The following is a 20,250-nucleotide window of genomic DNA, read 5'->3' on the forward strand; positions in this document are numbered from 1 at the left end:
TTCCAATGAATTTATTTCAACTCATAAAATCAGATTACAATAAATATCAAAAATACGGAGGTAATTTTTTTGGTATCGTATTTTTTACGCAAGGTTTTTGGGCGACTTTTCAATATAGGGTAGCACATTATATTCATATCAGAATTAAATGGAAAATTTTCAGGTTTCCCTTATTGCTTTTGGCTTTATTATGGCAAAAATGGATTGAAATAATCACAGGAATTTCAATCCCATATTCAGCAAAAATTGGACATTCCTTTTATGTAGGACATTTTGGAGGAATAATTGTAAATTCAAATAGTATAATTGGAAATAATTGTAACATATCACAAGGAGTCACCATCGGCGTTTCTGGTATTGATGAAAAAAGAGGGACACCTGTTTTAGGAGATGAGGTATATATAGGTGCTAATGCAATTATTGCAGGTAAAATTAATATAGGAAATAGTGTTTTAATTGGAGCCTGTTCAATGGTAAAAGATTCTTTTCCTGATAATGTAGTTGTCTCAGGAGTGCCAGCAGTAATAATCTCTGATAGAGGCTCAGAAGGATATATTTAATGAAATTACTAATTGTTTCAAATGCACCATTGATTTATAAGGATAAGTACAGTTATGCTTATGGACCTTATGTAAACGAATTAACTATTTTGAGAAAATTTAGTGATGAACTATTTTTTTGTTGTCCTGTATGGGAAAATGACCGTGGGCTTTTAATATCAAAAATCCCATTTGATTTTACTAAGAATTTTAAATTAATTGATTCAAATTTAAATACTCTTAAAAACGCTTTTCTGTCTGTTTTTTATAGTATTTATAATGTGATTGTTTTGTTTAAAGCAATGAAGACAGCTGATCATATTCACTTGCGTTGTCCAGGTAATATTGGTTTATTAGGCTGTCTGGTTCAGATGTTTTTTCCGAATAAACAGAAAACAGCAAAATATGCAGGTAATTGGGATCTTCAAGCAAAGCAACCATTAAGTTATAAATTACAAAAATGGATTTTAAGTAATACATTTCTAACTAGGAATATGCAGGTTTTAGTTTATGGAGAATGGGAGGGAAGTACTAAAAATATAAAACATTTTTTTACTGCTACATATGCTGAAAAGGAGAAGGTGAATTTTAAAGCATTAGAGACGAAGAAACAAATGGATTTCGTTTTTGTAGGTACTTTAGTTTCGGGAAAAAATCCTTTATATGCGATTCAATTAGTTGAAGGTTTATATAAAAAAGGTTATGATGTATCATTAAGTCTTTATGGAGAAGGTGTTGAACGAATTATTTTGGAAAAATATATTTTGGAAAATGATTTGAAAAATTATGTCTTTTTGCATGGAAATCAAGATCAGCAAATAATTAAATCAGCATATCAGAATAGTGGATTCGTAATTTTACCATCTAAAAGTGAGGGGTGGCCAAAAGCTATTGCTGAGGGGATGTTTTGGGGATGTATTCCTGTAGCAACATCGGTTTCATGTGTTCCTTTTATGTTAGATTATGGTAATCGAGGAGTTTTACTTAAAATGAATTTACTAGATGATTTACTTCAGTTGGAAATAATCTTGAAAGATAAAATGGGCTTTGTAGATAAAAGTGAAAAAGGATCAGAATGGTCTCAAAAATTCACTACAGATGTCTTTGAAACTGAAATTAAAAAGTTATTGCAACCATGAGAATTTTACAAATTATTGATTCGCTTGAAACTGGTGGTGCAGAACGTATGGCAGTAAATTATGCAAACAAACTTGCCGAAAAAATTGAATTTTCAGGTTTGATTGCGACTCGTAAAGAAGGACTTCTTTTGAGACAGATTGCCCCTGCCGTTTCTTATCTTTTTTTAAATAAAAGGTTAGTGATAGATTTTAAAGCTATTTTTTTACTGAGGAATTATGTTGTAAAGAATAGTGTAACTATTATTCATGCTCATAGTTCTTCTTTCTTTATAGCTATGTTGTTAAAGTTAACGTTGCCTAAAATTAAAATAATTTGGCATGATCATTATGGTATTTCTCAAGATTTATCTCAAAGAAAAAATTGGAGCTTAAAGTTTGGTTCCTTTTTTTTTACTGGTATTGTGTCAGTAAATTCAGCTTTAAAGGAATGGGCACGATCATATTTATTATGTTCGAATGTAATATATTTATCAAATTTTATTGAGAGTTCATCGAGGGAGGATGAAGATTTAGCTTTAAAAGGTATAGAAGGAAAAAGAATCATTTGTGTAGCCAATTTAAGACCGCAAAAGAATCATAAACTGCTTATTGATGTTGCAAGAATAATAAAGAAGAATTATCCAGAGTGGACTTTTCATTTATTTGGAAAAGATTTTGAGGATGACTATTCAAAGGAAATAAAACATAGTATTGAACATCTCAACCTAAAAGAACAAGTTTTTTTTTACGGATCTACTAATACTATTTCTTCTTCATTAAAACAGTGCGACATAGGGATTTTGACATCAAGATCAGAAGGTTTGCCTTTGGCAATTCTAGAATACGGATTATATAATTTGGCTGTTGTAGCAACTGATGTTGGTGAAATTTCAAAAGTGATTATTTCAGGAACTGATGGGGTAATAGTTGAGTCTAATAATCTAAATGAATTTGTAGATGCAATAGAAAAGCTGATTAGAGATGAAAAATATAGAGAAGAATTGAGTCTTAAATTGAAAAATAAAATTGAAAAATTCTATAGTGGAGATTATATAATAAGTCAGTATTTATCTTGGATGGTTCAATAATTGACTTAGATAATAGATTATTCTAAAAATGAAAACAAAATATTTGTCTTATACTTACTTAATTTTAATGCATCTGGTAATTGCATTGGTTGTTTTTTTGATGCCTTTTTTGTCTAAAATTTATGCGCTTATTATTCCAATTGTTGGATTGCTTTTTGTTCTGAAAACAAAAAACAGAAATAATGAAGTACTCTTAGTTGCTGCATATATGGTTGGTGTTGAGGTGTTTTTAAGAATGACAGGAGGGAATTTAAATAATGAATATATTAAACTGAGTGTCATCTTTTTTATATTTATAGGAATGCTGTATAGTAGTTTTTCTACTAATGCATTAGTATATGGTCTTTTTATATTATTGCTGGTTCCTGGTGTTTTAGTAACCTCGATTTCAGATGATTTTTCGACAGATATAAAAAAAGTTTTGGTTTTTAATTTATCAGGAGCCTTATGTTTGGGGATTTGTGCTATATATACTTTTAATCGAAAAATCTCTTTTCCTGAGTTGCAAAATATAGTTTTAGCAATGGGATTACCAATACTAACAACAACCGCGTATTTGTTTTTATATAATCCTAGTGTACAGAGTGTTGTTACAGGTACGCAATCTAATTTTGAAACTTCCGGAGGATTTGGACCTAATCAGGTTTCCACAGTTTTGGGATTAGGGATGTTTGTGTTTTTTACACAATTGATTCTTTTTTCCAAATCAAAAAAACTACTGATTCTAAACGGAATACTGTTATTAGTTATTAGTTATAGAGCCATAGTAACTTTCTCGAGAGGAGGAGTTATCACAGGAGTTGTTATGATTGCTTTATTATTATTAGTGTTGTATTGCTATTCTAGTGCCAAAGTAAAAGGAAAACTGGCTTTGGTGTTTATCATTACAATTGTTATGGGTTTAGGAATTTGGACATATAGCTCTGTACAGACTTCAGGATTAATTGGTAAACGTTATGCTAATCAAGATGCAGCGGGAAGAATAAAAAAAGATAAATTAGGAGGAAGAGAAGTTATTATAGATATCGAACTTAAAGTTTTTTTTGATAATCCAATATTAGGAATTGGGGCTGGGGCTGGTAAAGAGTATAGGAAAAAGGTTTTTGGAGTAGAGGTAGCTTCACATAACGAAATAACACGTATGTTGAGCGAGCATGGTCTGTTCGGGATATCAGGGCTTTTGATACTTTTTATAATGCCTTTTGTTGTGTATTATACCAATAAAGGGAATTTATACTTTCTATCATTTTATGTTTTTTGGTTCTTAACAATTAATCATGCTGCTATGCGAACAGCTGCTCCCGCTTTTGTATATGCACTAACTTTGATTAACGTAATTAAATTTAAATCAGGCAATAATGCAAATGAAAATACTATTGATATTAATAAGGTTTGATTACTAATTTTATGATACATTTGCTTCCATAATTTTAAATTTCCCCAAATTTAATTATGCAACTTAACCACTATAACCAAAATGCCACAAAAAAATAAGATTCATTTTGAAATATCAGAGCGTAAAGTCATCCTTAGATTTTTTGATTCTTTTTTTATCTTAGCTACATTATATTTATTAAGTCAGATATTTGATTATCGTTATTTTAATATTACAAGTACTAATTATTATGGAGTAATAGTATTGGTGATATATCTTAATCTTTTTGGATCTATTTTTGAAATGTATAACCTGCAAGTAGCCAGTAACCAATTTCAAATTATTAAAAGTACAGTTATTGCAGTTTCGACAACAGTTTTAGTGTATTTGTTAACTCCAATTTTATCACCAGAATTACCTAAACAGAGAATTTCAATAGTTATATTTTATTTTGCGGTACTTTTTGCCATTCTATTTTGGCGCTTATTTTATGTTTATTTTCTCGCGTCACATCGTTTTTTTCAAAATGTAGTTTTAATCTGTGATCAAGATCAAGTAGAAGAATTAGTCTTAGGATTGGAGAATGTTGACCCACATTATAAAATCATTGGTTTTGTAAATTCAGATTCTTTAAATAATAGTTCTTCAGAATACCATTATGCAAAAGAGATTAAAAAAGATGAGTTAGAAGAATTTGTAAAAAATAATAATGTATCCGAGATTGTTATAGCTTCCCAAAAGACAGATGGGATTACTGCCGATTTATACCAGCAATTATTACATTTACTAGAGTCTGGTAAAATAATTAGAGAATATACTCAAGTATACGAGAGCAAAACACAACGTATTCCTGTACAATATATAGCAAGGGATTTTTATCGTTTTTTTCCTTTTAGTCGTAGTAATAGTAACAAGTTATATTTGTTGGTAGTACGTTTTTTTGAATTCGTTTTTTCTTTGTTCGGATTATTAATTGGGATTATTTTAATACCATTTATAGTTATAGGAAATTGTATAGGTAACCGAGGCAGTCTTTTCTATACCCAGGACAGAATAGGAAAAGATGGAGCGGTTTTTAAAATATATAAATTCCGTACAATGGTAAAAAACTCTGAATCTAAAGGAGTTGCTTTTGCGGCTGCAAATGATGTACGGGTTACACCTTTTGGGAAGATGATGCGTAAATCCAGAATAGATGAATTACCGCAATTTATTAACGTTATAAAAGGTGATATGGCTGTTATTGGTCCTAGACCAGAGCGTCCTTTCTTTGTAAAAGAAATTGCTCAGGTTATGCCATTTTATGAAACAAGACACATTATTAAGCCAGGACTTACTGGTTGGGCACAAGTAAATTATTCTTACGGAGAATCGATAGAAGAAAGTTTAATAAAGCTACAATATGACTTGTATTACATTAAACACAGAAGTATTTTTCTGGATCTAAGTATTACTTTTAAAACCATTACTACAGTTTTATTTTACAGAGGACAATAATTATATAATAATAGGAATTGGTTTTTTATTCTTAATTGCCACACGCACAAGCACAACTCCACTAGTTATAATTAGAGGTAAAACAATCAGGAATGAAGCCTTATTAATCATAAACAATCCATATACAATTAGTAAAATGATATGTATAAGTGATAATCTATAAGTCCATTTTTTGTTTTTCATAAGATTAAAAATCAAAAGAATCAGTAAAAAAGGGCTAAACAACAAAATGTTATAGTTGAATTCTAGTTCCTTGTGTAAGGAATAAAAGCCTATAAAAACAAAAAATACTCCTAACAATCCCATTATTAAAAGATAGGCTTTATCAATACTTCTTTTACTTATAAAGATAATAAATGCCAGTATAATAATGTAAGTATACCAGTTGTTCCACCAAGAATGAGTTGGTTCTTTATCAAAAGACAGAATTGTTTTATTCTCTTTTACTAAAGGATGATTTTGAAAACTTGTTTTGTCCAGACTGTTTTTTAATTCAAAAGGCAAGAATATTTTTGTTCCAAGTTCATCTACTTTCTTTCCAAAAATAATACTGATACCTAGTTTTTCATAAAAGTGTCCGTCAAAATAAGGGTATAGTATAGTTCTGTATGTTTTATCAGTATCTCCTTTTTTTGTAATTACAGTACCGTTTAAAGATTTATTGATGATATCAACAACCATAGAAGTACAATTTTTGTCAATAAACTTATAGGTGTAAAATCTATCTTCAGAAAGTAGCGTTGTGTTTAAATTATCAAATAATTTTTGTTTAAGATTGTCAGAAATATTTAATTCTTGTTCGTAAACACTACGTTTTGTATAGTTGTATTCATTAATAAAATCGAGATAGGAATTTGCTGTAGCGTAATATTGTAAGTCACCTTTTGTGAATTTAGCAACAAAATTAGGAGTTCTGAAATCGAAAGTGCCATAATTATATACTATATCAAGAGCGTTAATAGAATCCTTTATTCTAATAGCTGTGTGGCCAAAAAGAGAATAAGGTTCATTTCCGGTTCCGCAAGTTAATACGCTAACTTTAGAATCTTTGGATAATAAAATGCTTTGTCCAAAACTGTTGTTGATAAACACAAAAAACAATAGTAGTAAGAATATTTTTTTTGATGAATATGTTTTCATAGATATTTTTTTAAATGAATTATCAATGTTTCTTCGGTATGCAATTATTTATTTTCTAAAGAGACCTAAGTCTACTTTAAGAGAGAAAATATTAGAATATAAAGCAACACTTTGATTTCCTAAATCTGTTAAAGCATAATCAACCTGGATACCTTTATATTTAAAACCGAGACCGATATTAGGTTGAAAACCTACTTTCTCAGAATTATCTAATTGTGTTACGTTCTGAAAATTTCCAACTCCAGCTCTCAAGAAAACTAAATCGGTATATCCAAACTCTAATCCTAATGCAGGATCAATACTTACCACATTACTAGAGATTATATCTTTCGTTCTTTCAAAACGCATATTCATATTTGTAGCTACTAAAACACTATAATCATATCTGATTATAAATTTCTTGGCAATACCTAATTGCGCTTTTGGTAATGTAATTTCTGTGCTTTCGGGTAACTCCTGATTTTCACCCGGAATGGCATCAGAGATTTTTTTGTATTCCTTCTCATCTATATTCCAAACATTATAAGTGGTTGTAATATCACGCACCATCAAACCAAAACGCCAGTCATTTTTCTCAAATTGTAATCCTAAATCAAATCCAAAGCCCCAAGAATTAGCAAATTTACCAATAATACGTCGGATGACTTTGGCATTAACACCATATTGAAATCCAGGAACGGGTAATTTTCTAGCATATGAAAACGTAAAACCATAATCAGCAGTCGAGAAAAGACTGATTCGATTATAATCAATATTTCCTTGATTGTCTATTAATTCTGTAGTATCTAAAATGTCATCTACTCCAAAACGAATTAATGAAATTCCCCAAGCACTTCGGTCATCTATCGGACTTGCGTAGCCAATATAATCATATTGTGCGATATTGGCAAAATAATTAGCATGCATCAAAGCAACTTGATGGTCTTGAAGATTGGTTAAACCTGCTGGATTCCAGTAAACTGAGTTTACATCTGTCGTAGATGCAACCACTGCACTCGACATGGCAAGAGCTGCAGCATCGACACCAATGTTCATAAACTCGTTAGAGTATTTACGAACCGTTTGGCAGTAATTTGCTGTGTGAACACAAAATAGTAAAAACAATAAAATTTTCTTCAAGAGCTAATTTTTATAAACCGAAGTCTGTTTAATTTTTACCAAAAATATAATTTTTTACTGAGCTTATTTATTCCTTTTTGTAAATAATGCTAAAGTCTGACTTTTGTGTAAAAAACTCTAATAAAAACGTACATTCCATTCAGTTATTATAGTAAATTTGTTGCTTATCATACTTAAATTTTATTTGCAATGAATATTAAAAAACATGTACCTAATGCTATTACATTAATCAATCTTTTTTGTGGATGCATAGCTGTTGTTTTTGTTTCTAAATTAGATTATGAAATGGCTTTCTATTTTGTTTGTTTAGGAATCTTTTTTGATTTTTTCGATGGTTTTTTTGCTCGATTATTTAAAGTATCCAGTCCATTAGGTTTACAGTTAGATTCATTGGCAGATATGGTAACTAGTGGTGTAGTACCAGGTTACGTAATGTATAGTTTATTTGTTAGTAGTTCAAGTGCACATAACATAATAGGTTCTGAGTTTACTCCATTTTTAGGATTCATAGTAACTTTGGGTTCTTGTTATCGTTTAGCAAATTTTAATATAGATACGCGCCAAACAGACTCTTTTATTGGTTTGCCAACACCTGCAAACGCATTGTTTATTTTGAGTTTGCCTTTGGTTTTAAAATATTCAGAGTCGTTAATGATACTTGAAATCTTAACAAATCAATGGATTTTATTAGCGATAGCATTATTTAGTGCTTATATCCTGAATGCCGAAATTCCTTTATTTTCATTAAAATTTAAAAAATTCAATTTAAAAGATAACGGACTACAAGTTGGTTTTTTATCATTGTCGGTTTTGCTATTGGTTTTCTTTCAATATCTAGGGATTCCATTGGTAATCATTACTTATATAATATTGTCTGTTATAAACAATAAGTTTCTGAAAAAGTAGTTTTTTTATTGAATGAAAAGAAAAGTTACCAAAAGAAAGCAGACCTCAAATCGGAAATCTAAATCAACCAGTTCTTCCATAGGAAAGGTTTTTCGTTTCATTGTGTTTTCGGTTTTAATTGCTCTTTTTCTAGGAGTCGTTTATCATTACCGAAATGGTTTAGCGTATTACTTTAGTTTTAAAACAGATAAAGTTTCAGAAAAAGAAGCCGAAGATAAACGTCTTTCGGATGTTAGGAATTACCAGGTTTTGGCTAATCACCAAGGAATGGCAATTGGTTTGGATGTATCCGAATTTCAAGGAAAAATTCGTTGGAGTAAAGTAGATAGTCTGGAGCAAAAATTTCCAATCTCATTTGTTTTTATACGTGCTACTGCTGGAAATGATCGTGTTGATAATCAATTTTTGAATAATTGGCTAGGAGCCAAAGAGCAAAAGATTATCCGTGGAGCATACCATTATTATCGTCCGAACGAAAACTCGATAGAGCAAGCCAATCTTTTTATTAAAACGGTTAAATTACATAAAGGTGATTTGCCTCCTGTTTTAGATATTGAAAAGTTACCTAAAAACCAGTCTTTAGATAGTTTGAAAAAAGGATTAAAAAGATGGTTGAATAAAGTAGAAGAACACTATAAAGTACGACCAATTATATACAGCGGAGAAAGATATTATGATGATTTCCTGAAAGAAGAATTTAGTGATTATCTTTTTTGGATAGCCAATTACAATTTTTATCGAGAAAAGATTGAGGATGATTGGTTGTTTTGGCAATTTACAGAGAAAGCAACAATGCCAGGAATAAAGCATACTGTCGATGTGAATATCTATAACGGCGATTTACAGCAATTACAATTTATAACAGTCGATTAAGTTTTAGTTTATAGTCGCAGTTTACAGTCTCAGTAAAAAAAATCGCAGTACTCGGTTTTTTGGAACTGAATACTGCGACTGAATACTTAAAGCTGCGTCTGAATACTCTTTTTAGAATTCCAGTTTCTTTTTACGAAGTTCAAAATTCTGACCTAGATATACACGACGCACCATTTCGTCTTCTACCAATTCTTCAGGTACACCAGCTTTTAGGATTCCTCCTTCAAACATAAGATACGTTTTATCAGTAATAGCAAGAGTTTCTTGTACGTTGTGGTCGGTGATTAAAATTCCGATATTTTTATTTTTTAATTGTGCTACAATTCTTTGAATGTCTTCTACTGCAACAGGGTCAACTCCTGCAAAAGGTTCATCTAGTAAGATAAACTTAGGATCGGTAGCAAGAGCACGTGCAATTTCGGTACGACGGCGCTCACCTCCCGAAAGTAAATCCCCTCGGTTGGTACGAATATGCTCCAAGCTAAATTCTTCGATTAAACTTTCCATTTTAGCTTCCTGCTCTGCTTTAGATAAAGTGGTTAGTTGTAATACGCTTAAGATATTGTCTTCAATGCTTAGTTTTCTAAAAACAGATGCTTCTTGAGCTAAATATCCAATTCCGTGTTGAGCTCTTTTGTACATAGGGAAATCGGTAATATTTAAATCATCAAGATAAATATTGCCCGAATTTGGTTTTACCAATCCTACAATCATGTAAAATGAAGTGGTTTTACCTGCTCCATTTGGACCTAAAAGACCAACTATTTCTCCTTGGTTTACCTCAACAGAAATACCTTTTACTACACTACGGCCTTTGTAGGTTTTGATTAAATTATCGGCTCTTAATTTCATTTTTTAAGTTTAATCGTTTAAACGTTCGAATCGTTTATTCGGTACAAATTAACGAATAAACGATTCAACAAATAAACCTCTTTAACAATTATTTAGTTTCAGCTTCTTCTAAAGCTTCCCAAAATTCATATGCTCTGCGCAAATGAGGAACTACGATTGTACCGCCAACTAAGGTTGCAATTCCCATTGCTTCCATCATTTCTTCTTTGGTAACCCCTTCTTTAAAACTAGTTTCAAGATGGTATTTTACGCAATCATCACAACGTAAAACAGCCGAGGCAACTAAGCCTAAAAGCTCTTTTGTTTTAACATCAAGAGCGCCCGCAGCATAAGCATTGGTATCCAGGTTAAAAATTCGCTTTACAATTTTGTTATTATCAGCTAGTAATTTCTCGTTCATTTTAGAACGATAGTCGTTAAACTCTTGTATGATATCAGACATTTTCTAGTTTGTTTTGTTTTTTATATACAAGTACCGAAATAAAGATACTCAATTCATAAATCAGTAACATTGGTATTGCTACAATTGTTTGACTCACAACATCAGGAGGAGTTACAATTGCCGCTACGATTAGGATTATAATTACAGCATATTTCCAGTATTTTCGTAAAAAACGTGGAGTTACTAATCCTAATTTGGTAAGGAAATAAATAACGATTGGTAGTTCAAAGAATAGTCCACCAGCCAAAATACTAGTTTTTACCATTCCCATATAAGATTCTAGGGTAAATTGATTTTTTACAATATCACTTACCGTAAAAGTTGCCACGAAATTTACAGACATTGGTATTACTACAAAGTACCCGAATGTTACTCCTAGAAAGAAAAGTAGTGAGGAAACAAAGATGAATACTTTAGCATTTTTACGTTCTTTTTCATATAATGCTGGGCTTATAAATTTCCATATTTCCCATAAAATATAAGGAAAACTCAAGATGAATCCAGCCAAGATACACATCCAAACAAAAACATTTACCTGTCCTTCCATTTGTGTGTTCTGGATGATAAATGGCATCTCGGTGATACAGATGTTTTCGGCAAAACCTAATTTATGAGATAACTCGCAGAAAAATTGATAGGTAAAAAAAGTTGGTCTTGTTGGTCCGAAAATGATTACATCAAATAGGTAATCACTTATAAAGTAGGTTAGAAAAGCCATAATGATTATGGCAGTTGTACTTCTTACTAATAACCATCTTAGTTCTTCAAGATGGTCTAAAAACGACATTTCGCTTAGGTTCTTTTTATTTGCCATTATACGATTCCTTCTTTTAAAATGTCATGTAAATGTAGTACCCCTTTGTATTCTCCGTTGTCGGAAACAATTAATTGGGTAATCGAAAAGTCTTCTAATATATTCAAAGCATCTACAGCCATTGTGTCTGATGATACCATTTTTGGATTTTTAGTCATAATGTCTATTGCGGTTAAATCGGCAAAAGTATCTCTGTCATTTAGCATTCGTCGGATATCTCCATCAGTGATAATTCCGATAATTTTATCATTTTCTACAACAGCAGTTACACCTAGTCGTTTTTCTGATATTTCAAATATAACTTTTTTGATTGAAGAATCTGGGCTAACAGTTGGTTTTAACGAATGTTCAATCATGTCTTTCACGCGAAGTAAAAGTTTTTTTCCTAATGCACCTCCAGGATGATATACAGCAAAATCTTCAGGTTTAAAATCGCGCATTTCCATTAAACAAACCGCAAGAGCATCTCCCATTACAAGTTGTGCCGTAGTACTGTTGGTTGGTGCCAGGTTTATTGGGCAAGCTTCCATGTCAACAGTTGTATTTAAAACATGATCACTGCCTTTGGCTAAGAATGAAGTCATGTTTCCTGTAATAGCAATTAATGTATTGCCAAAACGTTTTAATAACGGAACTAAAACTTTGATTTCAGGGCTGTTACCGCTTTTTGAAATGCAAATAATAACATCTTCGTTTTGAATCATTCCTAAATCTCCATGAATTGCTTCAGATGCATGAAGGAATAATGAAGGTGTTCCTGTAGAGTTGAAAGTTGCAACCATTTTTTGTGCAATAATTGCACTTTTTCCTATTCCTGTGACTACTAATCGACCTTTCGATTCGTATATCTGTTGAACAGCTTGAGTGAAATTTTCATCTAAAAAATTAATTAATTTTGCAACTGCTTCGCTTTCAGAGAGTATCGTTTTTTTAGCGATAGCTAATATATTTTCTTTTGTTATCAAAACAGGATAGTTAAAATTTGTATGTGTAAAAGAAAGTTGTATCTTTATTGATGCAAATTTATACAAAATACCATAAAATAAAGAATGAATTCAAACGAAATTGAAATACATAAAGAATTAAAGAAGTATTTCGGCTTTAGCCAATTTAAGGGATTGCAAGAGGAGGTTATAAAAAGTATACTCGATAAAAAAAATACTTTTGTAATAATGCCCACCGGTGGGGGGAAATCACTCTGTTACCAATTACCCGCTTTAATTCAGGAAGGAACAGCGATAGTTGTATCTCCTTTGATTGCTTTGATGAAAAACCAGGTAGACGCCATTCGGAGTCTCTCCTCAGAAAACGGAATTGCTCACGTTCTGAATTCTTCACTTACCAAAACAGAAATTGCTCAAGTAAAAAAAGACATTACTTCTGGTTTGACAAAATTATTATATGTTGCTCCCGAATCGTTAACCAAAGATGAATATGTTCAGTTTCTTCAAAATGTAACCATTTCATTTGTCGCTATCGACGAAGCGCATTGCATTTCAGAGTGGGGACATGATTTTAGACCTGAATATAGAAATCTAAAACATATTATTAAACAGTTGGGCGATGTGCCAATTATTGGTCTTACCGCAACTGCTACTCCAAAGGTTCAAGAAGATATCTTAAAAAATCTTGACATGTCTGACGCTAATACTTTCAAGGCGTCGTTTAACAGACCAAATTTATATTACGAAGTTCGTACAAAAACAAAAAATATAGAATCGGATATTATTCGTTTCATAAAACAACATAAAGGAAAATCTGGAATTATATATTGTTTAAGCCGTAAAAAGGTAGAAGCAATAGCCGAGGTTTTACAAGTAAACGGTATTAGCGCCGTTCCTTATCACGCAGGATTGGATGCAAAAACACGAGCAAAACATCAGGATATGTTCTTGATGGAAGATGTAGATGTTGTTGTTGCAACAATTGCTTTCGGGATGGGAATCGATAAACCCGATGTTCGATTTGTAATACATCATGATATTCCAAAATCACTCGAGAGCTATTACCAAGAAACGGGTCGTGCAGGACGTGATGGCGGCGAAGGACACTGTTTAGCTTATTACTCTTATAAAGATGTAGAGAAATTAGAGAAATTTATGTCTGGTAAACCAGTTGCAGAGCAAGAAATTGGTTTTGCTTTATTGCAAGAAGTTGTGGCTTACGCCGAAACATCAATGTCGCGTAGAAAGTTCTTACTTCATTATTTCGGAGAAGAATTTGACAGCGAAACTGGAGAAGGTGCCGATATGGATGATAACGTTCGTAATCCGAAAACTAAAATTGAAGCCAAAGATCAAGTGGTGAAATTATTGGAAATTGTACGGGATACAAAACATATTTACAAATCCAAAGAAATTGTATTTACATTAATAGGTCGCGTAAATGCAGTTATTAAAGCACATAGAACCGATTCTCAATCGTTCTTCGGGTCAGGTTCAGACCATGACGAGAAATACTGGATGGCATTACTTCGTCAAGTATTAGTTGCGGGTTACTTATCAAAAGATATTGAAACTTACGGAGTCATAAAAATTACCAAAGCAGGATTGGACTTTATTAAAAAGCCAATTTCGTTTATGATGTCCGAAGATCATGAATATAATGAAACTGAAGATGAAGCTATAGTAACAGCATCAAAATCTGGTGGTACTGCCGATGAAGTTTTGATGGGAATGTTGAGAGAACTAAGAAAAAAAGTTGCCAAGAAATTAGGCGTTCCTCCATTTGTGGTTTTTCAGGATCCTTCACTAGAGGATATGGCTTTAAAATATCCAATCTCTATTGCCGAATTGTATAATATACATGGAGTAGGAGAAGGAAAAGCAAAAAAATACGGAGGAGATTTTGTTGCCTTAATAAATAGGTATGTTGAGGAAAACGATATTATTCGTCCAGACGATCTAGTTGTAAAATCTACAGGGGTTAACTCGGTAAATAAATTATACATTATCCAGAACATCGATCGTAAATTATCACTTAATGATATTGCTTCTGCAAAAGGGCTTTCGATGGATGCTTTGATTAAGGAAATGGAGCAAATTGTATATTCAGGAACAAAGCTTAATATAAACTATTGGGTAGATGATATGCTTGATGAAGATCAGCAAGAAGAAATCCATGAATACTTTATGGAGTCAGAATCTGATAAAATAGAAGATGCTCTAAAAGAATTCGATGGCGAATATGATATCGATGAGTTACGCTTAATGCGAATAAAATTTATTAGCGAAGTAGCAAACTAACGTTAAGATTAAATTCCAAAAATTAAATTCCAAATTCCAAAAAAAGGAGAATAAATTCCAATTTCAGGAAGTGATAAATATTTAAATTCCAAATTCTAAGTACTAGCGATAGTTTGGAGTTTGGAATTTTTTATTTAAGATTATCCAAATTAATTGGAATTTCCTCCTTAATTGATTGGAATTTGGAATTTAAAAAATTTGGAATTTTACTCTTCTGGATACACTTCCCCGCGGTGCGGTTTTAAAGCGTCGCGAACCTGAATCATGTTTTCATCGGTTACAACCATATAAGCAATAGCATACATATCGTTTAGGACTGTAAATCCAGTTATATTTAAAGGAAGCTTTTCGATAGCGATAAATTCTTTTAAATGAATTTCATGATGTTCTGCGGTTTTTGCTGAAGCTGGGCCACGGAAATCCCATATTAATTTTATTTTTCTTGACATTTTTTTAGAGGAAAAGTTTTTACAAAACAAAGGTACAAAGTCTGTTTTAAAAAATGGATACTATATTAAGGAACAAATTCCACTTCAAAATACTATTTTTGCATTCTGTTTTTCGTCTAAATGATTAACATATTCAACAGAAATATATATAATGCCAAGAGAACTTTTACTTCAAGTATCGCCCGAAATAGCAGCAAATGAGTTATTGCTAAAAGAACATTTGTCGAAACAAATAAAAGTTTCACTAAATGAAATTCAGCATATATCTATTTTAAAACGCTCCATTGATGCGCGCCAAAAAGCGATAAAAATCAATTTGAAGGTGAATATTTATTTACAAAATGAAGTTTTTCAGCCAACTAAAATCGAGCTTCCAGAATATAAAAATGTATCTGGAGCGCAAGAGGTAATTGTTGTTGGTGCTGGTCCAGCAGGACTTTTTGCAGCTTTGCAATTAATAGAATTAGGTTTAAAACCAATTGTTCTCGAGAGAGGAAAAGATGTAAGAGGTCGCCGACGAGACTTAAAAGCGATAAATACAGAACATTTCGTAAACGAAGATTCTAATTATTGTTTTGGAGAAGGCGGAGCAGGAACTTACTCTGACGGAAAATTATATACACGATCTAAAAAACGTGGAGATGTAACCAGAATTCTCGAATTATTGGTTGCTTTTGGAGCTTCTGATGATATTTTGATAGAAGCGCATCCACATATCGGAACTAATAAATTACCAAAGATTATTCAGGATATTCGAGAAAAAATTATTGAATGCGGGGGACAAGTTTTGTTTGAAACCCGAGTAACTGATATTCTTGTAAAAAACAATGAAGTTGAAGGAATTGTAACTCAAAAAGGAGATACAATTAGTGCTAATAAATTAATATTGGCAACGGGACATTCTGCTCGTGATATCTTTGAATTATTAGATAGAAAGAAAATTTTTATCGAAGCCAAGCCTTTTGCCTTGGGCGTAAGAGCCGAACATCCGCAATCTTTAATAGATAGTATTCAGTATAGTTGTGATTATCGTGGAGAGCATTTGCCTCCAGCGCCATATTCTATAGTGAAACAAGTAGGAGGAAGAGGAATGTATTCTTTTTGTATGTGTCCTGGTGGTGTAATTGCGCCATGTGCAACAAGTCCTGGCGAAGTAGTTACTAATGGTTGGTCTCCATCTAAAAGAGATCAGGCTACAGCCAATTCTGGAATAGTAATCGAATTAAAGTTAGAAGATTTTAAACCGTTTGCTAAATTCGGAGCTTTGGCTGGAATGGAATTTCAGAAAAGTATAGAACAAAAAGCATGGCATTTGGCAGGAGAAACTCAAAAAGTTCCAGCACAACGAATGGTAGATTTTACTCAAAATAAAGTTTCATCGGATATTCCTAAAACATCTTATGTTCCCGGAACTACTTCGGTAGAAATGGGGCAGGTATTTCCTGGTTTCTTATCTCAAATATTACGTGAAGGTTTTTCGGAATTTGGAAAATCAATGCGTGGGTATTTAACCAATGAAGCTATTCTTCATGCGCCAGAAAGTAGAACGTCATCGCCAGTTCGTATCCCTAGAAATGCAGATACGTATGAGCATTTGCAAATAAAAGGATTGTATCCTTGTGGAGAAGGTGCGGGTTATGCTGGCGGAATTATATCTGCAGCTATAGATGGAGAAAAATGCGCCTTGATGATTGCAGAAGCTTTAAAATAATCTGCTAAATTACTTAGTTTGGAGTAAAAATAATATTATTTTAGTTGCTTTAAGAGGTTAGTTGTAATTCTGAAATTTGGAATGTGATTAAATCTTAAAGTAACTTTTTTAAATATTATATTATGCCATTATTAGATATTGAAACTAAAAACGGATTTACATATCCAATTATTTATAAGGAATTCTTTCTAGACGGAATGCTTAATGTTGGAGAATATGGACCTGATTGGTACACTACAGTTTATCCTAAATTAAAAGAAAACCCTACATTGCTTTTACATTCTTATGATTTTGAATTGCTTAATCTTAAGGGGGTAAATGAAGCAATAGACGAACTTTCGGATCCTGAAGGTTATCGTGAAATAAAAGAAGAATTCAAATTTATACCATTCGGGCAAAGCGGAGCTGGAGATCATTATTGTTTCTTTGTAAATGAAGAAAATAATGGAGAGAATCCTATAGTTTTTGTTTGGCACGATATGAATGAAGTAAATTATCTAGCGAAGAATATGCAGGATTTTGTTTTTAGAATGCTGTTAACAGATATGTCTGATCAAGATGTTTACAATGATGTAAGTGACGAAGAATTTAAGGATAATCTAGAGAGGGTTCTTAAAACGCATAAAAAGTATCTAACAGATAAACAAAATGATGTTTTGCAAACTGTGTTTAATAGGGAAATCATAGATTATGAAATTCTATTGCCTAAAATGAAAGAAGCAAAGCGAGGGTTGTTAACTGATGTTGAATTAAAAAAGACATTAGCAGAAGTTATCCCATTTGATAAAATGGATTCTAGTTTTGAATATTCAAGCGAATCATAATTATAAGAGTCTAATAAAATAAATCACTAAATAAACTCTATGAAAGATTTCTTTTCTAATTTCTTTGGACGAAATAATGATCCAAAATCAATTGTTTCTTTTGATGTTATATATTCAATCTACTCTTATTTGTATAATGAGGTAAGTAGTGTTGATTTTAAAATGAAAGGAGTTCATGATACTGTTTCTGTAAATTTTTATTCATTTCCAAGTTCATTAAATCATGAGGAGGGAAGAAAAGAGATTGAGGGAAACGGATTCAAGAATGCGTATGAGGTTTTAAACGAATTGTATAAAAAAATTGATATCGGAGTACTTTCTGAAGAGGTTATACAAACAGAATTAGAATATGATTATGTTCATATTCAGTTTTATTCTGAGCCAACTCCGGAATCAAAAAAACATCTAAAACATGTCTTGCATAATTTTGTCATTTTCTTTTGTTGTACGAATAGTTTAGAAACAAATGACTTTAGGATTCTGTACAATAACAGTTATTTTTTTGATTATGTAAAAGGAATTTTAGATACCGAATACATCGACATAAATAATCCTAAAAATGAAATTCAGAAAATAGGATTCAAAGAATTTGAAAGGGTTTTACAAGGAATTTGTGAGTATATGGAAATCGAAATACCATCAACAGTCATTCTTCCTTCTGCTGAAAGTTTACTGGCAGATGAAGTTTCGATAGCGCATTTTAAAGAATTTTTGCAATTAATCTCGAGAGGAGATATTGAAGAAGAATTGCTGGAAGAGCAGTCACAGATTCTTTATGATAATTTTGGAAAAAATGAGGGAGATGAAGATTATGATTATGAATTTGATTTTTTCGACGGAATAAATACATGGCATAGCGACTGGAAATTTGATCCTGAGGATGCAGAGTATTTTATATCCGAAATGATTGATCAGGAGCTTAATTTTGAATATCCAGAAGAAACATATAGTCATGACTTGTTTCCGTATATTCAGACTGCATTAGGGAAACTAGATCTGGAATTAATGAGTTATGATACAATGGGAGATAGTTATTTGTTTTTTGTAGCAAATAAAAATGATGTAAATAGAATATTAGAATTAGCTGAAATAACCGAAATAGGAATTGATAAGTTGACATAAAAGAGAAAAATTTATCATAACTACTATTTGGTTACAAGCATTATAAATAAATTTAAACACGAATTTCACAAATTACCACAAATTTTTATAGCGAAACTAACCCAACTATGAATTAGTGGTAATTTGTGAAATTCGTGTTTGTTTTTTTTACTTATAGACGATTTTTAAGGAATCAAAATTATTTTCCCTGTGCTTTTTCGACTTTCTAAGTAATTGTGTGCTTGTTTTCCTTCTGATAGTTTAAAAGAAGTAGGTGTTGCAAGTGAAACTTTTCCTTCGATAATCCATGTGAATAACTGATTGGCTCTTTTTATTCTTTCTTCTCTAGTGGTTAAATAACTCCATAAATCTCCACCTGTTAATGTTTTGGAAGTATCCATAAGCATTCTTGGATCTACTGGTTCAGGATCTCCGCCAGCCATTCCGAAAAACACAACCTGTCCACAATCTTTGGTTACTTCGAAGCTATCATTTAAGGTGTTACCAATACTATCATAAACGACATCGGCACCGTTTGGAACTACTTTAAAAACTTCAGCCTTCCAATTGTCATTGTATAAGAATACATGGTCGGCTCCTTGCTCGATAGCAATTTTTGCTTTGTCGGAAGAGGAGGTTAAGCCAATTACGGTTGCGCCTAGAAGTTTGCTTATTTGTGTAAGGAATTGTCCAACACCTCCAGCAACAGCGTGAATAATAACTGTTTCTCCTTTTAGTGTTTTGTGACTATCGGTGGCGAGGTAATGGGCTGTTAATCCTTGTAATAAGATGGAGGCTCCAGTTTCAAAATCGATTGCTTCTGGTAACGGAATTACATGATTTATATTAACGGCAACGAGTTCGGCATTTGCAAAAGGAACATCGGCAAACGCAACTCTGTCTCCAATTTTAAACTCTGAGTGGTTATTTGTGTTTACTACGATTCCTGAGCCTTCATAGCCAGCGATAAAAGGCGGATTTCCTTTAAGATGATAGTTTCCTTTTCGGCGATATACATCGGCAAAATTTAACCCGATGGCTTTCATTTCGACCAAGATTTCGTCGGATTTTAATTGCGGATTTGGAATGTCGATGTATTCAAGTACATCTGAGTTTCCAAAAGTAGAAAAAGTTAATGCTTTCATTTTGTCTAATTA

The 20,250-nt window shown here is 32.0% G+C and carries 19 protein-coding genes; 11 read left to right on the forward strand and 8 right to left on the reverse strand.

Annotation, left to right across the window (positions count from 1 at the left end; translation table 11 throughout):
• Positions 1 to 5: 5 nt before the first annotated feature.
• From ACJ6WR_RS14055 to ACJ6WR_RS14075, 5 genes are all read left to right on the forward strand, one after another.
• Positions 6 to 560, forward strand: a complete 555-nt coding sequence (locus ACJ6WR_RS14055) for a serine O-acetyltransferase (RefSeq protein ID WP_039111905.1) — start codon at positions 6 to 8, stop codon at positions 558 to 560.
• A complete protein-coding gene (locus ACJ6WR_RS14060) occupies positions 560 to 1,678 on the forward strand; it encodes a glycosyltransferase (protein WP_409415559.1) in 1,119 nt (372 codons plus the stop codon). Before ACJ6WR_RS14055 ends, ACJ6WR_RS14060 begins: the two co-directional genes overlap by 1 nt.
• Positions 1,675 to 2,745, forward strand: a complete 1,071-nt coding sequence (locus ACJ6WR_RS14065) for a glycosyltransferase (protein WP_039111674.1) — start codon at positions 1,675 to 1,677, stop codon at positions 2,743 to 2,745. Before ACJ6WR_RS14060 ends, ACJ6WR_RS14065 begins: the two co-directional genes overlap by 4 nt.
• 28 nt (positions 2,746 to 2,773) lie before the next feature.
• A complete protein-coding gene (locus tag ACJ6WR_RS14070; protein ID WP_409415560.1) occupies positions 2,774 to 4,141 on the forward strand; it encodes an O-antigen ligase family protein in 1,368 nt (455 codons plus the stop codon).
• 81 nt (positions 4,142 to 4,222) lie between these two features.
• Positions 4,223 to 5,617, forward strand: coding sequence for an exopolysaccharide biosynthesis polyprenyl glycosylphosphotransferase (locus ACJ6WR_RS14075; protein ID WP_409415561.1), 1,395 nt, complete (start codon positions 4,223 to 4,225; stop codon positions 5,615 to 5,617).
• Here the strand turns inward: ACJ6WR_RS14075 and ACJ6WR_RS14080 are convergent, their stop codons facing one another.
• Together ACJ6WR_RS14080 and ACJ6WR_RS14085 are read right to left on the reverse strand one after the other, a co-directional pair.
• Positions 5,618 to 6,757 carry a DUF4105 domain-containing protein gene (locus ACJ6WR_RS14080; RefSeq protein ID WP_039111671.1) on the reverse strand — a complete coding sequence of 380 codons (1,140 nt, stop codon included), beginning with the start codon at positions 6,755 to 6,757 and terminating at the stop codon, positions 5,618 to 5,620.
• A 48-nt stretch (positions 6,758 to 6,805) separates the two neighbouring features.
• Positions 6,806 to 7,792: a PorV/PorQ family protein gene (locus ACJ6WR_RS14085; RefSeq protein ID WP_039111670.1), complete on the reverse strand. Its 987-nt coding sequence runs from the start codon at positions 7,790 to 7,792 to the stop codon at positions 6,806 to 6,808.
• A 273-nt stretch (positions 7,793 to 8,065) separates the two neighbouring features.
• On the opposite strand from ACJ6WR_RS14085, the gene ACJ6WR_RS14090 reads away from it, so the two are divergent.
• Both ACJ6WR_RS14090 and ACJ6WR_RS14095 read left to right on the forward strand, forming a co-directional pair.
• Positions 8,066 to 8,782: a CDP-alcohol phosphatidyltransferase family protein gene (locus ACJ6WR_RS14090; protein ID WP_409415562.1), complete on the forward strand. Its 717-nt coding sequence runs from the start codon at positions 8,066 to 8,068 to the stop codon at positions 8,780 to 8,782.
• A 12-nt stretch (positions 8,783 to 8,794) separates the two neighbouring features.
• Entirely contained in the window at positions 8,795 to 9,655 is an 861-nt protein-coding gene (locus tag ACJ6WR_RS14095) for a glycoside hydrolase family 25 protein (protein WP_409415563.1), read from the forward strand.
• Positions 9,656 to 9,766: 111 nt separating this feature from the next.
• Here ACJ6WR_RS14095 and lptB read toward each other — a convergent pair whose 3' ends face one another.
• The 4 genes from lptB to ACJ6WR_RS14115 all read right to left on the reverse strand — a co-directional run bounded on the left by lptB (position 9,767) and on the right by ACJ6WR_RS14115 (position 12,728).
• On the reverse strand, positions 9,767 to 10,507 hold the full coding sequence (lptB, locus tag ACJ6WR_RS14100; RefSeq protein ID WP_039111666.1) for an LPS export ABC transporter ATP-binding protein: 741 nt from the start codon (positions 10,505 to 10,507) through the stop codon (positions 9,767 to 9,769).
• 88 nt (positions 10,508 to 10,595) lie between these two features.
• Complete coding sequence (locus ACJ6WR_RS14105) at positions 10,596 to 10,949, reverse strand: carboxymuconolactone decarboxylase family protein (protein WP_409415564.1); 354 nt, start codon at positions 10,947 to 10,949, stop codon at positions 10,596 to 10,598.
• On the reverse strand, positions 10,942 to 11,763 hold the full coding sequence (tatC, locus tag ACJ6WR_RS14110; RefSeq protein WP_409415565.1) for a twin-arginine translocase subunit TatC: 822 nt from the start codon (positions 11,761 to 11,763) through the stop codon (positions 10,942 to 10,944). Before tatC ends, ACJ6WR_RS14105 begins: the two co-directional genes overlap by 8 nt.
• The gene (locus ACJ6WR_RS14115; RefSeq protein WP_039111904.1) at positions 11,763 to 12,728 is read right to left on the reverse strand and encodes an SIS domain-containing protein; all 966 of its coding nucleotides are present in this window, start codon (positions 12,726 to 12,728) and stop codon (positions 11,763 to 11,765) included. Before ACJ6WR_RS14115 ends, tatC begins: the two co-directional genes overlap by 1 nt.
• A gap of 84 nt (positions 12,729 to 12,812) precedes the next feature.
• Between ACJ6WR_RS14115 and recQ the strand changes: the two genes are divergently transcribed.
• Positions 12,813 to 15,008, forward strand: a complete 2,196-nt coding sequence (gene recQ, locus ACJ6WR_RS14120) for a DNA helicase RecQ (protein ID WP_409415566.1) — start codon at positions 12,813 to 12,815, stop codon at positions 15,006 to 15,008.
• A 206-nt stretch (positions 15,009 to 15,214) separates the two neighbouring features.
• Here the strand turns inward: recQ and ACJ6WR_RS14125 are convergent, their stop codons facing one another.
• Positions 15,215 to 15,457, reverse strand: a complete 243-nt coding sequence (locus ACJ6WR_RS14125; protein WP_086894452.1) for a hypothetical protein — start codon at positions 15,455 to 15,457, stop codon at positions 15,215 to 15,217.
• A gap of 151 nt (positions 15,458 to 15,608) precedes the next feature.
• On the opposite strand from ACJ6WR_RS14125, the gene ACJ6WR_RS14130 reads away from it, so the two are divergent.
• From ACJ6WR_RS14130 to ACJ6WR_RS14140, 3 genes are all read left to right on the forward strand, one after another.
• Positions 15,609 to 17,168 (forward strand): NAD(P)/FAD-dependent oxidoreductase, encoded by a 1,560-nt coding sequence (locus ACJ6WR_RS14130; RefSeq protein WP_409415567.1) that lies wholly within the window; start codon positions 15,609 to 15,611, stop codon positions 17,166 to 17,168.
• Between the two features lie 122 nt (positions 17,169 to 17,290).
• Positions 17,291 to 17,992, forward strand: coding sequence for an SMI1/KNR4 family protein (locus ACJ6WR_RS14135; RefSeq protein WP_409415568.1), 702 nt, complete (start codon positions 17,291 to 17,293; stop codon positions 17,990 to 17,992).
• Positions 17,993 to 18,031: 39 nt separating this feature from the next.
• Positions 18,032 to 19,114: a hypothetical protein gene (locus ACJ6WR_RS14140; RefSeq protein WP_409415569.1), complete on the forward strand. Its 1,083-nt coding sequence runs from the start codon at positions 18,032 to 18,034 to the stop codon at positions 19,112 to 19,114.
• 164 nt (positions 19,115 to 19,278) lie between these two features.
• Here the strand turns inward: ACJ6WR_RS14140 and ACJ6WR_RS14145 are convergent, their stop codons facing one another.
• A complete protein-coding gene (locus ACJ6WR_RS14145) occupies positions 19,279 to 20,238 on the reverse strand; it encodes a quinone oxidoreductase family protein (RefSeq protein WP_409415570.1) in 960 nt (319 codons plus the stop codon).
• Positions 20,239 to 20,250 lie beyond the last annotated feature (12 nt).

Source organism: Flavobacterium sp. PS2, from assembly GCF_046250155.1.
Taxonomy (GTDB): domain Bacteria; phylum Bacteroidota; class Bacteroidia; order Flavobacteriales; family Flavobacteriaceae; genus Flavobacterium.